This is a genomic window from Pseudomonas sp. URMO17WK12:I9 (genome assembly GCF_900230165.1).
Lineage (GTDB): Bacteria > Pseudomonadota > Gammaproteobacteria > Pseudomonadales > Pseudomonadaceae > Aquipseudomonas > Aquipseudomonas fulva.
Map to the genome: position 1 here is coordinate 130,119 of NZ_OCMQ01000010.1, position 13,806 is coordinate 143,924.

Genomic DNA, 13,806 nt, shown 5'->3' on the forward strand with positions numbered 1-13,806 from the left:
TTATGTAGGAAAACGCCCGTAATTATTGGGCGAAGTCGCTATTGATGCCTATTCGGTCGCGTTTGGACGGGTATGCCCTATGAGCTTGGTTGCACGGGTGCCGGGAATGCTCAGCGGCAGCAGCGCCCCGGCGCTTCGTTGGCCAGTTCCTTGAGAATCGGGCAGTCCGGGCGGTCATCACCGTGGCAGCTGGAAACCAGCTCGACCAAGGTGTCGCGCAGGCTAAGCAGTTCGTCGATACGTTTGTTCAACACATCGATATGCTGGTTGGCCAGTGCTTTGACATCAGCACTGGCTCGCTGCCGGTCCTGCCACAAGGTGAGCAGCTTGCCGACCTCCTCGAGGGAAAACCCCAGGTCTCGCGAGCGCTTGATGAAGGCCAAGGCGTGCAGGTCGGCAGGCTGATAGATCCGATAACCGCTGTCGCTGCGCAGGGCAGGCTTGAGCAGGCCGATGGATTCGTAATAGCGGATCATCTTGGTGCTGAGCCCGGTCCGGGCCGCCGCTTGGCCGATATTCATGGTGCCTCCTGATCGAGGGCGGGCTTCCAGGCCTTGAGCAACAGCGCATTGCTGACCACGCTGACGCTGGAGAGCGCCATGGCCGCGCCGGCCATGACCGGGTTGAGGTAACCGAAGGCAGCCAGCGGGATGCCGACGAGGTTGTAGATGAACGCCCAGAACAGGTTCTGGCGAATCTTCGCGTAGGTTCTACGGCTGATTTCGAGGGCTGCCGGCACCAACCGCGGATCCCCGCGCATCAGGGTGATGCCGGCGGCCTGCATGGCCACATCCGTGCCACCGCCCATGGCGATGCCAATGTCTGCAGCCGCCAATGCCGGTGCGTCGTTGACGCCGTCGCCGACCATGGCTACGGCACCACCCTGCTTGAGGGTCTCCACGGTGGCGGCCTTATCCGCTGGCAGCACCTCGGCGTAGACATCGGTAATGTCGAGGGCGGCCGCCACGGCCATGGCGCTGCCCCGGTTGTCGCCTGTGAGCAGGTGGCTGCTGATGCGCTGGCTGCGCAGCGTCTGGACCGCCTGACCGGCTCCGGGCTTGAGGCTGTCACCGAATGCGATCAAGCCAAGCACGCTGGGCGAAGTCCCGCGCTGGACGAGCCAGGACAAGGTGCGCCCTTGTGCTTCCCAGGCGTCAGCCGACGCGGCCAGTTCGCCGGGTGCCAGGCCAAGGTCTTGCAGCAGGCGGCGATTGCCCAGTGCCAGGTCACGTCCATCGACACGCCCGGCAATGCCGCGGCCGGTCAGGGATTGGCTGTCAGTTACCTCGGGCACCCGCAGGCCACGCTCGGCGCAGGCGTCCAGCACGGCCTTGGCCAGCGGGTGTTCACTGCCGCGCTGAAGCGCGCCGGCCAATCGGTAAAGGTTGTCCGTATCGCCGTCCAGTGCTTGGCTATGCACCACGTTCGGGCTGCCGGAGGTGAGCGTGCCTGTCTTGTCGAACACGACGCGGTTGACGGCCTGCGCGCGTTCCAGTGCTTCGGCATCTTTTATGAGAATGCCGTGGCGTGCGGCAACGCCTGTACCCGCCATGATCGCGGCCGGCGTGGCCAGCCCCAGCGCGCATGGGCAGGCGATGACCAGAACGGCCACGGCGTTGATCACAGCGGTTTCGAACGGGGCACCGGCCAGCCACCACCCCATCAAGGTGATCGCGGCGAGTATCAGTACGGCGGGCACGAACACCTGGCTTACCCGGTCGACCAGTTTCTGAATGGGCGCTTTGGCGGCTTGGGCGTCTTCGACCAAGCGGATGATGCGCGCCAGGACGGTTTCGGTGCCAAGCGCCTGGGTGCGGACCAGCAACCGGCCTTCGCCGTTGATCGCACCCCCGGTGACGCTGTCCCCGGGTTGCTTGGCGACTGGCAGGCTTTCGCCGCTGATCAGGGCCTCATCGGCATGGCTGTGACCGTCTTCGACGATACCGTCGACCGGAAAACGCTCACCTGGTTTGACCATGACCAGGTCACCCACGCGCAGCTGGGTGATGGCGACCTCCTGCTCCACGCCATCGATGACCCTTAGCGCACGCTCGGGACGCAGCGCTTCCAGTGCGCGTATGGCGCTGGCGGTCTGGCGCTTGGCACGGCTCTCCAGGTACTTGCCCAGCATGACCAGGGCGATGACCACTGCACTGGCTTCGAAGTAGAGGTGTGGTGTGGTACCCGATGGCGCGTTGGCCCATTGATAAAGACTCAAGCCGTAACCGGCACTGGTCCCGAGGGCGACCAGCAGGTCCATGTTGCCGCTGCGCGCACGCACGGCCTTCCAGGCCGCAACGTAGAAGCGGGCACCCAGGATGAACTGCACCGGCGTTGCCAGCAAAAACTGCGCCCAGGCCGGCAGCATCCAGTGCAGGCCCAACGGTTGTACCAGCATAGGCAACACCAGGGGAGACGCCAGCAGCAGCGCCGCAGCGACTGCAAGCCGTTCCCGGCGCAAGCGGCGCTGGATCGTCGCTTGTTCATTCTCGGGCGCGCGCGGCAGGCTGGCGTCATAACCGGCTTGCCCTATCGCATCGATCAGCGCCGCGTCCGGCACGCCGTCGAGAACGTCCAGGTGGGCACGTTCGTTGGCCAGATTGACGCTGACCTTCAGCACCCCCTGCACCTTGGCCAGCGCACGCTCGACTCGGCCGACGCAGCTGGCACAGGTCATGCCGGCGATCTGCAATTCCACCGTATGACTGGGTACAGCGTAACCGGCTGCGTGGACGGCGTTGACCAGTGCATCCAGGCTATCGGCCGGCGCCTGCACACGGGCCTGCTCACTGGCAAGGTTGACGGTGACGTGATCTGCGCCGGTGACCTTGCGCAAGGCACGCTCCACTCGGCCAGCGCAGCTGGCGCAGGTCATGCCGGAGACGGGCAGGTGATAAGTGACGGGCGTGGACATGGTTTCCTCCTTGGGCACGCTGCCAGCATCAACCTTGCCACCTGGGGAAGGTCAATAGTCCAGCGGCGTTCGCTTGAGCTCCATCCCATAGTGGCCCATCGCGATGCGGTACTTGTTGATCTGCCCAGCTTGCAGGTTCAACCGGGTGCTACGTTGATCCTCAAGGCCCGGGGCGCAACCGGGTGTCTGCCCAGGCAGCAGGCGCAGGCGTACATCGACGGGGCCCGCAGGCAGGTTGAACGACGTGGACTGTTCCTGGAACAGTCGCCCCGCCAGTTGATCGTTGAGGTAGACACCGATCTCGCAACTGGTGGCCACTTCAAGCCGTTCGCGGGAAATGATCAGTACGCTGTAGGCCGAGTTGTCTTCGGCGGCGGCCGGCGGCACTGCAGCGAGCGCACCCAGCAGCCCGATGAAGCCCATTGCTGTCCTGAACATGAACACTCTCCTGCTTGCCTGTTTCAGAGTCGCAGCTTGGCCGAGGTGGACGCGAATTGCCACCTCCAGACACGCCCGCTTGACCTTGCCCCCATGGCAAGCTTGAAACTCGCTGAAAACCTTGAGGAGGTGTTTCCATGCACGTATTCACTGTAGAAGGCATGACCTGTGGCCATTGCGTGAAGGCGGTCACCCAAGCTGTTCAGGCGCTCGATGGCGCTGCCAAGGTCGATGTCGATTTGGCCAAGAAGCAGGTTCACGTCGATAGCAGCGCCGACCCAGCGCAGATACGGGCGGCCATCCAGGAAGAGGGTTACCAGGCCGAAATTGCGTAGGCGCTCAAGCTGGCAACGCTATTGTTGGATTGTTTTGCGCAGCACGGGGTCCACAGCAGGTAGAATGTGCAACTTTGTTAGCTTGCTATGGATTCCCGATGAACCTGCGAATGGTCCTTATCCTGGGCGCACTCAGTGCGTTCGGGCCTTTGGCGATCGACTTCTACCTGCCTGCCTTTCCGGCGATAGCCCAGGCGTTCGCCACTGATGAAAAACACGTCCAGACCACTCTGGCTGCCTACTTTCTCGGGTTGTCGATCGGGCAGCTCCTCTATGGCCCGGTAGCTGACCGTTTCGGTCGGCGCAAGCCGTTGCTGTTTGGCGTGGCGCTTTTTACCCTGGCATCGCTGGGATGCGCCTATGCGCCCAACCTGGACACCCTGATTCTGGCGCGCTTTGTCCAGGCACTGGGCGGCTGCGCGGGTATGGTGCTATCCCGGGCGATCGTCAGCGACAAGTGCGACCCGGTGGCTTCGGCCAAGGTGTTCTCGCAGCTGGTGCTGGTCATGGGCTTGGCGCCGATCCTTGCGCCCATGCTCGGCGGCGTGCTGGTCAACCATGCTGGGTGGCAGTTCATTTTCCTGTCCTTGAGCCTGTTCAGTGCCGGTTGCCTGCTCGCCGTCAGCCTCGGGCTGCCTGAAAGCATGCCTGATCATATTCCCCGGCAGCCATTGTCAGGGGCTTTGCGTCAGTACCTGCGCCTGCTCGCCGACCGTGTGTTCCTGGGGCACGCCTTGACGGGCGGTATCGCCATCGCCGGCATGTTTGCCTACATCGCAGGCTCGCCGTTCGTGTTCATCAAGTTGTACGGAGTACCTGCCGAGCATTACGGGTGGTTCTTCGGTGTCAATGCTGCGGGGTTCATCCTGATGGCTCAGGTGAACGCACGCCTGCTGGCTAAACGCGGGCCCGCCTGGCTGCTGACCCGGGCGGTATGGGTATACCTGGTAGCAGGCCTGGTTTTGCTGAGCATGGCGGCAATCAGGCCCCCAGCGCTCTGGCCGCTATTGGTACCGCTATTCGTGTGCATAGCGAGCCTGGGCTTCATTCTGCCCAACGCCTCGGCTTGCGCCATGAGCGGGCAGGGCGCTCGGGCTGGCAGCGCGTCGGCCATGATGGGCTGCGTGCAGTTCAGTGTTGCCGCTGGGGCCGCGGCGTTGGTGGGTTTGCTGCACGATGGCAGCGCGGTGCCCATGGCGCTGGTGATGAGCCTGTGTGGGGCATTGGTGGTCACGGTTGCGCTGTTGACGCGGCGCTTGCAATTTAAACGCTCGGTATGAGGCGTGAAGAACCTTCGATTGTATCTGCGCTATTTGGTGAAGACGGCTGTGGGCATCTTCCGAATTTGCAATAAGTGATATGCCTTAACTCACTCCATGCTGGGCCATGTTTCCTGTCAAACCGCCGATATACAGGCTGTTTTGCGAACATGCCGTTGAATAAGTCTCCTGCAAAGGGTAGCCCTACCCAGTGCATTTTTGCGACAACTAGGCCTGGGAGTGGCGCCAGGGTGGCTCCAGGTGCGGCTTATACTGACGAGCCAGGCCGGCGCGAGCGAGGGCGTTCGTGGGCCAGGGTCGGCCATCGCACCTACACAGTGAATATGCAGGAGTCACAGGGACATGAAAGCAGCCAGCAGCATCAGCCAGATCGCCAGCCTGATGGCCGACCCCAAGCGCAGTGCCATGTTATGGGCCTTGATCGATGGCACCCCCCGCCTGGCCAACGAGTTGGCCATCATGACCGGGCTCAGCGCCTCATCGGCCTGTGCACATCTTTCGCTGCTTTCTTCAGCGGGCTTGCTTCGGCATGAGGCCAGGGGACGCAAGCGTTATTTCCGCCTGGCAACGCCTCAGGTGGGCGCCGCTGTAGAGGCCCTTGCCAGCGTGCAACTCGAACAGGCAAGAAACCGTCATGCCCACACGCCGCGCCCTTCATTGCCCATGTCCGTGCGACGCGCCAGGCGGTGCGGCGATCACCTGGGCGGTGAGCTTGCAGGCGAACTCTACCATCGACTAGTAGTGGCTGGATGGCTGGATGGTTGTGGGCGGCAGTTGGTGGTCAGCGATGAGGGGCGAGCGCAACTGGCTCGCCTCGGCGTATACATCGATGCGCTGGCACCGCATCAGCCCCGAGCATGCACGATGTGCCGCTGCACCGAGTGGCACGACATGGAACCGCACCTGGGGGGCATTCTGGGCCAGGCGCTGTTCCGGCTGTTCCTGCAATCAGGGTGGATGCGCGAGGCCGAAGATACCCGGGCGTTGCACATATCACCGCTGGGTATCCAGCAGATCAATCGCATCGCCCGGGTCGAGACGCTGCAGGTGGGCTGAACGCGTCAGACCAGGCGCGCATCCAGGCTGTTCTGGGCAAGCCGGCGAGCTTGCTCTTGGGTCATACCCAGGTGAGTGTGCAGGGCGTGGAAGTTTTCCGTCACGTAGCCACCGAAATAGGCTGGGTCGTCCGAGTTGACGGTGACCTTCACGCCTTTTTCCAACATGTCGAGAATGTTGTGTTGGCTCATGTGGTCGAACACGCACAGCTTGGTGTTGGACAGTGGGCACACGGTCAAGGGGATCTGCTCCTCGATGATGCGCTGCATGAGGCGCTCGTCCTCGATGGCGCGCACACCGTGATCGATACGCTTGATCTGGAGCAGGTCCAGCGCTTCCCAGATGTACTCGGGCGGGCCTTCCTCGCCGGCATGCGCGACGGCCACGAAGCCTTCGCTGCGTGCCCTGTCGAACACACGCTGGAACTTGCTCGGTGGGTGGCCCATTTCGGAACTGTCCAGCCCAACGGCAATGAATGCGTCGCGAAACGGCAGGGCCTGGTCCAACGTCTTGTGGGCTTCGTCTTCGCTCAGGTGACGAAGGAAGCTCAGGATCAGGCCGCTGCTGATGCCCAACTGGTCACGGCCATCCTTGAGTGCCTGGTTGATGCCATTGAGCACCACTTCGAAAGGGATGCCGCGGTCGGTGTGTGTCTGTGGATCGAAGAAGGGCTCGGTGTGAATCACATTCTGCGCTTTGCAACGCTGAAGGTAAGCCCATGTGAGGTCATAGAAGTCCTGTTCGGTGCGCAGAACGTCGGCACCCTGGTAGTACAGGTCGAGAAACTCCTGCAAGTTGTTGAAGGCGTACGCACCGCGCAACGTCTCGACATCAGCCCAAGGCAGGGTAATCTTGTTGCGCTCGGCCAGGGCGAACAGCAACTCGGGTTCCAGGGAGCCTTCAAGGTGCAGGTGCAGTTCGGCCTTGGGCAGGGCGTTCAACCAGTCATACATATAAGGTGATCTCAATCAGGTACGGTTGCCGCCATTCTACAGGGCCCGGCCCGGCCGTGCGCCCCAATGGCGGCAACCTGCCCAATCACCAGACCAAGGGTTCGCCCTTGTAGTTGATGAAGCGCAGGCCCGCCGTTCCACCCTGGGCCTTGATCTGCTCGAGCATGCCACGCGTGCTGGTCAACACGTCGATCTCCGCGTTTTCTCCGCCCATGTCGGTTTTCACCCATCCTGGGTGCATGGCCAATACGCACAGGTCATGGCGCTGCTGGGCCACCACAAAACTGTTGATCATGGAGTTGAGGGCCGCCTTGCTGGCTTTGTACAAGCAAATCTCCCCGCCATCAGGCACTGCGACACTGCCCAGAATGGAGCTCATGAAGGCGAGAACGCCGGTATGTTCACGTACATGTTCAACCAGGCGGCGTGCGACACGAATCGGTGCAACGACGTTGGTCATGAACAGGTCACCGATTTCTTGGTGTGTGACGTTTTCCACATCCTGTGGGAGAGGGCCCATGACACCTGCGTTGATAAACACCAGGTCGAATAGCTGGCCGGTCAGACGCTCGGCCAGGGTGTCGAGTTGGGCTGGGTCATTCATTTCCAGCTGTTCGATACGCACGCCTGGAACATCAGCCAGAGCGCCTGGTGTTTGCAGAGTGCGTACGGTGGCGGTGACCTCCCATCCGTCTTCGTACAGGCGGTTGACCAAGCCTAACCCCAGGCCACGTGAGGCCCCGATGATCAGAGCGGTTTTTGAATCGGCCATGAGCGTGCTCCGTATGATTGTCAGAGCCACTGAGCATAAGCCATAGGGCGCGGGGTCGTGCCAGGTCATTCGTGTTGTTGCTCGGGAGAGCGTTGCTGCTCGAAAAATGAGCGAACCTTGGTGCGGCCTTGTGCAACAGGCGCCCTGTCGTTCCACTCACGGGTTATCCACAGGCTGCTCCACAATTAATGTGTGCAAACCGCAGCGGTCCAACCTTATTGCCACCTGCGCATGGGGATAACTCAGGCCGGCTTTGGTCAAGCCGCCGATCCAGCAACCGTGGTCAAATTTTGAACAAACCTGTGGAGGGCTCATGCTTATTGGGCTCTAGGCGTATGCCCCAAGCTTATCCACAGCCAGGCCCACAGTTGCTGTGGGCAATACTCAGCAACTCTCCAACAGAATCCGGCCGCGGCTCAGGTCTGCCAATTGCTGCTGCAGTGGCTGCCTGTGGGCATCTTCAAAGGCAAGCCTCAGGTCTACACCATTGGCGGTGAAGTGCTCTTCAAGCACCAGACCCTGAACGTCGGCGATCCGCAGTTTCACCAATGCCAACTCGCTGAACGCACAACTGCAAGTGAACTCGCTGCGCTGTACCAGCAGGCGCTTGGGGGCCTGCTGCAGGCATTTGTTGGCACCGCCGCCGTATGCCCTGGCCAACCCGCCGGTGCCAAGCTGAATGCCACCGTACCAGCGGATGACCAGTACTACTACCTGATCGCAATCCTGTGCCTCGATGGCTGACAAGATCGGGCGCCCGGCCGTGCCGCCGGGTTCACCATCGTCGCTGCTGCGGTATTGAGCACCGATTTTCCATGCCCAGCAATTGTGGGTGGCGTCGGGGTCGCTGTGACGCTCGATGAAACTCATGGCATCGCTGGCACTGTCGATGGGCCCGGCCAGGGTAATGAAGCGGCTTTTGCGAATTTCCTCGCGGTATTCGCAGAGGTCGAGCAGGGTAGAAGGCATAAATGTCGGTCAGGCAACTGGCGCGATGCCGCATCCTTTGAGAATGATGTGGATAAGGTTGGTGCTGGCATCTTCCATGTCTTGCTTGGTCAACCGGCTGCGGCCAGTGACTTGGCAGATCTGCGTGGCGAAGTCGGCGTAATGCTGGGTACTGCCCCATAGCAGGAAGATCAGGTGGACGGGGTCGACAGGGTCCATCTTGCCGGCGTCCATCCAGGCCTGGAACACTGCCGCCCGGCCCCGGAACCACTCGCGGTAGTCAGCGCTGAAGTATTCGGTCAGGCATGAGCCGCCGCTGATGACTTCCATGGCGAAGATTCGGGACGCCTGCGGGTTGCGCCTGGAGAACTCCATCTTCGTGCGAATGTACCGGCTAAGCGCCTCGCCCGGGTCGTCCTCGACGCTCAAGGCGTTGAAGGTGCTGTCCCATAGCTCGATGATGTTGCTGAGTACGGCAATATACAGGCCCAGCTTGTTGGTGAAGTAGTAATGCAGGTTGGCTTTGGGCAGCCCCGCTTTGAGGGCGATGGTGTTCATGCTGGTGCCCTTGAAACCATGACGGGCGAACTCGTCTTCGGCGGCCTTGATGATGGCCTGTTCGTTTTTCTGTCGAATACGGCCTGCGGGTTTGCCGGAGGCGGATAGGCGATGCGCAGGGACTTCTAATGTCATGAACGATTCCGTGCAGGGGGATGGCTGCGTCTGTAGGACAAGATTACCTTCCCACGGCAAAGTAACAAGCATTGGCGGCAGAGAGTGGCATCAACGTGTCGCAGCCAGACTTTCCAGAAAACTCTCAAGCACCAGGTTGGGCCGTCTGCCTTTTCGCGTCACCCAGCTCAAGCTCAGGTCATAGAAACGTTGCTGCGGCTTGAGCGCTCTCAGCCTTCCTTGCTGGACCCAGAGCGCAGCGTAGTGATCAGGCAAGTAACCCATGTAGCGCCCTGTCAGGATCAGAAACGCCATGCCTTCGCGATCAGAGGCGCTGGCCGTGCAGTTGAGCACCTGGTAGTGGGCCTGGACTTCGGCAGGCAAGCGGAAGGTTGGGGTAATGGCTTCCTGGCGATTGAGGCGCTCATCGTCGAGCAGATGGTCATCGGCGTAGAACAGCGGATGACCGACGGCGCAGTACAGCAGCGAGCGTTCGCTATACAGCGGTTGATATTCCAGCCCCGACAACGGGCTGGTCTGGGGGACGACGCCCACATGCAGGCTACCATCTAGAACGCCGTGCTCCACCTGGCTGGGTGCAATCATGCGGATCTGGATACGCACGTCCGGACCTCGGTCCTTGAGTTCAGCCAGCGCATGGGTGATGCGCATGTGCGGCAGGGTGACGAGGTTATCGGTCAGGCCGATGTTCAACTCGCCGCGCAAATGCTGGTGCAGGCCGTTGACTTCGGTACGGAAGGTCTCCAGTGCGCTCAGCAGTTGCAGCGCCGAGTGATAGACCTCTCGGCCTTCCTCGGTCAACGAGAACCCTGCACGCCCGCGCTGGCACAGGCGCAAACCCAGACGCTGCTCAAGATCGTTCATCTGCTGACTGATAGCCGATCGCCCGATACCCAGCACGTTTTCCGCGGCGGAAAACCCGCCACATTCCACCACGCTGCGGTAGATTTTCAGCAGGCGAATATCGAAGTCGCTGACTTGGGCAAGCGGATCGGGGCGTCGGCTCATCAGTTTAGTCGTGGCCTGTGTAAAGGTTAGAAATGCAGGCTTTTTCAGACTTTATCGCCGTGCCAAGTTAGCTGCAACAACATCCATCGTTGCCTAATCGTCTCTCGAGGAACCGCCGATGAACATGCTCCAAACCGCGCCTGCCGGTATCGCCAGCCAGCTCAAGCTGGATGCGCACTGGATGCCCTATACCGCCAACCGCAATTTCCAGCGCGATCCTCGGCTGATCGTGGCGGCCGATGGCAACCATTTGGTGGACGACAAGGGGCGCAGGATTTTCGATGCCCTGTCAGGTTTGTGGACATGTGGCGCGGGCCATACCCGCAAGGAAATCACCGAGGCGGTGTCGCGTCAGATCGGCACCCTGGACTATTCGCCGGGGTTTCAGTTCGGGCACCCGCTGTCCTTCCAGCTGGCTGAAAAGATTGCCGAACTGACCCCGGGTGACCTGAATCATGTGTTCTACACCAACTCAGGCTCCGAATGTGCCGATACGGCGCTGAAGATGGTGCGCGCCTATTGGCGCTTGAAAGGCCAGGCCACCAAGACCAAGATCATTGGCCGCGCCCGTGGCTACCACGGGGTGAACATCGCGGGTACCAGCCTGGGCGGTGTCAACGGCAACCGCAAGATGTTCGGGCAGTTGCTGGACGTCGATCATCTGCCCCACACCGTATTGCCGGCCAACGCGTTCACCAAGGGTCTGCCGGAAGAAGGCGGTATCGCGCTGGCTGACGAGATGCTCAAGCTGATCGAGCTGCACGACGCGTCCAATATTGCAGCGGTGATCGTCGAGCCGCTGGCGGGTTCGGCCGGCGTGCTGCCGCCGCCCAAGGGTTACCTCAAGCGTTTGCGTGAAATCTGCACCCAGCACAATATCCTGCTGATCTTCGACGAAGTGATCACCGGCTTTGGCCGCATGGGCGCGATGACCGGCGCCGAGGCCTTCGGCGTTACGCCTGACCTGATGTGCATCGCCAAGCAGGTGACCAACGGGGCGATCCCCATGGGGGCCGTGGTCGCCAGCAGCGAGATCTATCACACCTTCATGAACCAGCCGACGCCGGACTATGCCGTGGAATTCCCCCATGGCTATACCTACTCCGCACACCCGGTCGCCTGCGCGGCAGGTCTTGCCGCACTGGATCTGCTGCAAAAAGAAAACCTCGTGCAGTCTGCTGCCGACCTGGCACCGCATTTCGAGAAGCTGCTGCACGGCGTCAAAGGCACCAAGAATATCGTCGATATCCGCAACTATGGCCTGGCAGGCGCCATCCAGATCGCCGCCCGGGACGGAGATGCCATCGTTCGCCCTTATGAAGCGGCCATGAAACTGTGGAAAGCGGGCTTCTATGTGCGGTTCGGTGGCGACACCTTGCAGTTCGGCCCAACGTTCAATACCAAGCCCGAAGAGCTGGACCGTCTGTTCGATGCCGTGGGCGAGACCCTGAACCTGATCGACTGATTTCCTGCGTTCAAGGCAGGCGTTTGCCGCAGGCACGCCTGTCACGCCTCTTTTTTTCTGGAGTGTTACATGAGCATTGTTCAGCACCTGATCAACGGTGACCTGGTTACCAAGGGCGAGCGCACCGCCGATGTGTTCAACCCTTCCACTGGCCAGGCCATTCGCAAGGTCGAACTGGCCAGTCGTGCGACCGTGCAGCAAGCCATCGATGCCGCCAAGGCCGCGTTCCCGGCCTGGCGCAACACCCCGCCGGCCAAGCGCGCGCAAGTCATGTTCCGTTTCAAGCAGCTGCTCGAGCAGAACGAAGCGCGAATCGCACAGATGATCAGCGAGGAGCACGGCAAGACCCTGGAAGATGCCGCCGGTGAGTTGAAGCGCGGTATCGAGAACGTCGAGTTCGCCTGTGCTGCACCTGAATTGCTCAAGGGCGAGTACAGCCGAAACGTAGGACCCAATATCGACGCCTGGTCCGACTTCCAACCGCTGGGCATAGTGGCGGGTATCACGCCCTTCAACTTCCCGGCGATGGTGCCGCTGTGGATGTATCCACTGGCAATCGCATGCGGCAACGCATTCATTCTCAAGCCGTCGGAGCGCGACCCCAGCTCGACGCTGTTCATCGCCCAGCTGTTGCTGGAAGCGGGCCTGCCCAAGGGCATCCTCAATGTGGTGCACGGTGACAAGGAAGCGGTGGATGCCCTGATCGAGGCACCGGAGGTCAAGGCGCTGAGTTTCGTGGGTTCCACGCCGATCGCCGAGTACATCTACGCTGAGGGTACCAAACGTGGCAAGCGCGTCCAGGCACTGGGCGGCGCGAAAAACCACGCAGTGCTGATGCCCGATGCCGACCTGGACAACGCCGTCAGTGCGCTGATGGGGGCTGCCTATGGTTCGTGCGGTGAGCGTTGCATGGCCATTTCGGTCGCGGTATGCGTGGGTGACCAGGTGGCCGATGCGCTTATTGCCAAGCTTGAGCCGCAAATCAAGGCACTGAAGATCGGTGCGGGCACATCGTGCGGCCTGGACATGGGGCCGCTGGTCACGGCGGCTGCTCGCGACAAAGTGGTTGGCTACATCGAGGAAGGCGTAGCGGCGGGGGCCAGGCTCGTTGTCGACGGTCGCGGCCTGCGCGTATCGGGTAATGAAGAAGGCTATTTTGTCGGCGGCACCTTGTTCGACAAGGTGACCCCGCAAATGCGCATCTACAAGGAAGAGATTTTCGGGCCGGTGTTGTGTGTAGTACGGGTCGACAGCCTTGAACAGGCCATGCAACTGATCAATGATCACGAGTATGGCAACGGTACCTGCATCTTTACCCGTGACGGTGAAGCGGCACGGTTGTTCTGCGATGAGATCGAAGTAGGCATGGTGGGGGTGAACGTTCCGCTGCCGGTCCCTGTGGCCTACCACAGCTTCGGCGGTTGGAAGCGTTCGCTGTTTGGTGACCTGCATGCCTACGGGCCGGACGGCGTGAGGTTCTACACCCGGCGCAAGGCCATTACTCAACGCTGGCCGCAACGTGCTAGCCATGAAGCATCGCAGTTCGCGTTCCCTAGTTTGTAAGCGTGCTGTAAACGAAGAAGGAGGCCACGGGGCCTCCTTCTTCTATATAGCGTCATGGTTCATCCATGGACGGCGTCTTTCCCACCCACGGCCTGAATATTTCAAATACATGAAATTAAAGGTTGACGCGGTTTCGAATCCCCTTATAATGCGCCCCACTTCCAGCGACATCGGAACGCGAAACTCCTTGAGATTCAATGAGTTAGCCAGTTCGGGTGGTGCTGAAAGGGCTACGATCGAATAGATCGGCGGCGGTTGAGAAGAAGGTTGACAGCGTGTTGAAACGCTGTAGAATTCGCCTCCCGCTACGAGAGATCGAAGCGAGTCAAGTGGTTGAAGTTGAACGAGTTTCTCGAAACAACCTTCAAAATAAACGCTTGA

General features: G+C 60.9%; 14 protein-coding genes. 5 read left to right on the forward strand and 9 right to left on the reverse strand.

The genetic code is table 11. The annotated features are described in order from the left end of the window. Positions 1-110 precede the first annotated feature (110 nt). From cueR to CRP40_RS18335, 3 genes are read right to left on the reverse strand one after another with little or no spacing between them, the layout of a single operon-like run. Entirely contained in the window at positions 111-521 is a 411-nt protein-coding gene (gene cueR, locus CRP40_RS18325) for a Cu(I)-responsive transcriptional regulator (RefSeq protein ID WP_027915182.1), read from the reverse strand. Continuing rightward, positions 518-2,914 (reverse strand): heavy metal translocating P-type ATPase, encoded by a 2,397-nt coding sequence (locus CRP40_RS18330; protein WP_027915183.1) that lies wholly within the window; start codon positions 2,912-2,914, stop codon positions 518-520. Before CRP40_RS18330 ends, cueR begins: the two co-directional genes overlap by 4 nt. A 51-nt stretch (positions 2,915-2,965) precedes the next feature. Then, positions 2,966-3,352 (reverse strand): hypothetical protein, encoded by a 387-nt coding sequence (locus CRP40_RS18335; protein WP_027915184.1) that lies wholly within the window; start codon positions 3,350-3,352, stop codon positions 2,966-2,968. Positions 3,353-3,489: 137 nt separating this feature from the next. On the opposite strand from CRP40_RS18335, the gene CRP40_RS18340 reads away from it, so the two are divergent. The 3 genes from CRP40_RS18340 (at position 3,490) to CRP40_RS18350 (ending at position 6,023) form a co-directional block, all read left to right on the forward strand. Next, positions 3,490-3,687 (forward strand): cation transporter, encoded by a 198-nt coding sequence (locus CRP40_RS18340; protein ID WP_027915185.1) that lies wholly within the window; start codon positions 3,490-3,492, stop codon positions 3,685-3,687. A gap of 98 nt (positions 3,688-3,785) precedes the next feature. Further along, positions 3,786-4,967, forward strand: coding sequence for a multidrug effflux MFS transporter (locus tag CRP40_RS18345; protein ID WP_027915186.1), 1,182 nt, complete (start codon positions 3,786-3,788; stop codon positions 4,965-4,967). 342 nt (positions 4,968-5,309) lie between these two features. Continuing rightward, entirely contained in the window at positions 5,310-6,023 is a 714-nt protein-coding gene (locus CRP40_RS18350; protein ID WP_027915187.1) for a helix-turn-helix transcriptional regulator, read from the forward strand. A gap of 5 nt (positions 6,024-6,028) precedes the next feature. Here CRP40_RS18350 and CRP40_RS18355 read toward each other — a convergent pair whose 3' ends face one another. The 5 genes from CRP40_RS18355 to CRP40_RS18375 all read right to left on the reverse strand — a co-directional run bounded on the left by CRP40_RS18355 (position 6,029) and on the right by CRP40_RS18375 (position 10,400). Beyond that, entirely contained in the window at positions 6,029-6,976 is a 948-nt protein-coding gene (locus CRP40_RS18355; protein WP_027915188.1) for an adenosine deaminase, read from the reverse strand. Between the two features lie 85 nt (positions 6,977-7,061). Further along, a complete protein-coding gene (locus CRP40_RS18360; RefSeq protein WP_027915189.1) occupies positions 7,062-7,748 on the reverse strand; it encodes an SDR family oxidoreductase in 687 nt (228 codons plus the stop codon). A gap of 384 nt (positions 7,749-8,132) precedes the next feature. Beyond that, positions 8,133-8,717 carry a YigZ family protein gene (locus tag CRP40_RS18365; RefSeq protein ID WP_027915190.1) on the reverse strand — a complete coding sequence of 195 codons (585 nt, stop codon included), beginning with the start codon at positions 8,715-8,717 and terminating at the stop codon, positions 8,133-8,135. Positions 8,718-8,726: 9 nt separating this feature from the next. Next, positions 8,727-9,389: a TetR/AcrR family transcriptional regulator gene (locus CRP40_RS18370; RefSeq protein WP_023535181.1), complete on the reverse strand. Its 663-nt coding sequence runs from the start codon at positions 9,387-9,389 to the stop codon at positions 8,727-8,729. Between the two features lie 90 nt (positions 9,390-9,479). After that, positions 9,480-10,400, reverse strand: a complete 921-nt coding sequence (locus CRP40_RS18375) for a LysR family transcriptional regulator (protein ID WP_027915191.1) — start codon at positions 10,398-10,400, stop codon at positions 9,480-9,482. Positions 10,401-10,515: 115 nt separating this feature from the next. Here CRP40_RS18375 and CRP40_RS18380 point away from each other — a divergent pair, with 115 nt between their 5' ends. Together CRP40_RS18380 and CRP40_RS18385 are read left to right on the forward strand one after the other, a co-directional pair. Then, complete coding sequence (locus tag CRP40_RS18380) at positions 10,516-11,862, forward strand: aspartate aminotransferase family protein (RefSeq protein ID WP_027915192.1); 1,347 nt, start codon at positions 10,516-10,518, stop codon at positions 11,860-11,862. Positions 11,863-11,931: 69 nt separating this feature from the next. Continuing rightward, positions 11,932-13,425 carry a CoA-acylating methylmalonate-semialdehyde dehydrogenase gene (locus tag CRP40_RS18385; protein ID WP_027915193.1) on the forward strand — a complete coding sequence of 498 codons (1,494 nt, stop codon included), beginning with the start codon at positions 11,932-11,934 and terminating at the stop codon, positions 13,423-13,425. A 42-nt stretch (positions 13,426-13,467) separates the two neighbouring features. On the opposite strand, the gene CRP40_RS22115 is transcribed toward CRP40_RS18385, so the two are convergent. Continuing rightward, on the reverse strand, positions 13,468-13,806 hold a 339-nt coding region (locus CRP40_RS22115), incomplete at its 5' end, for a hypothetical protein (RefSeq protein ID WP_204904927.1).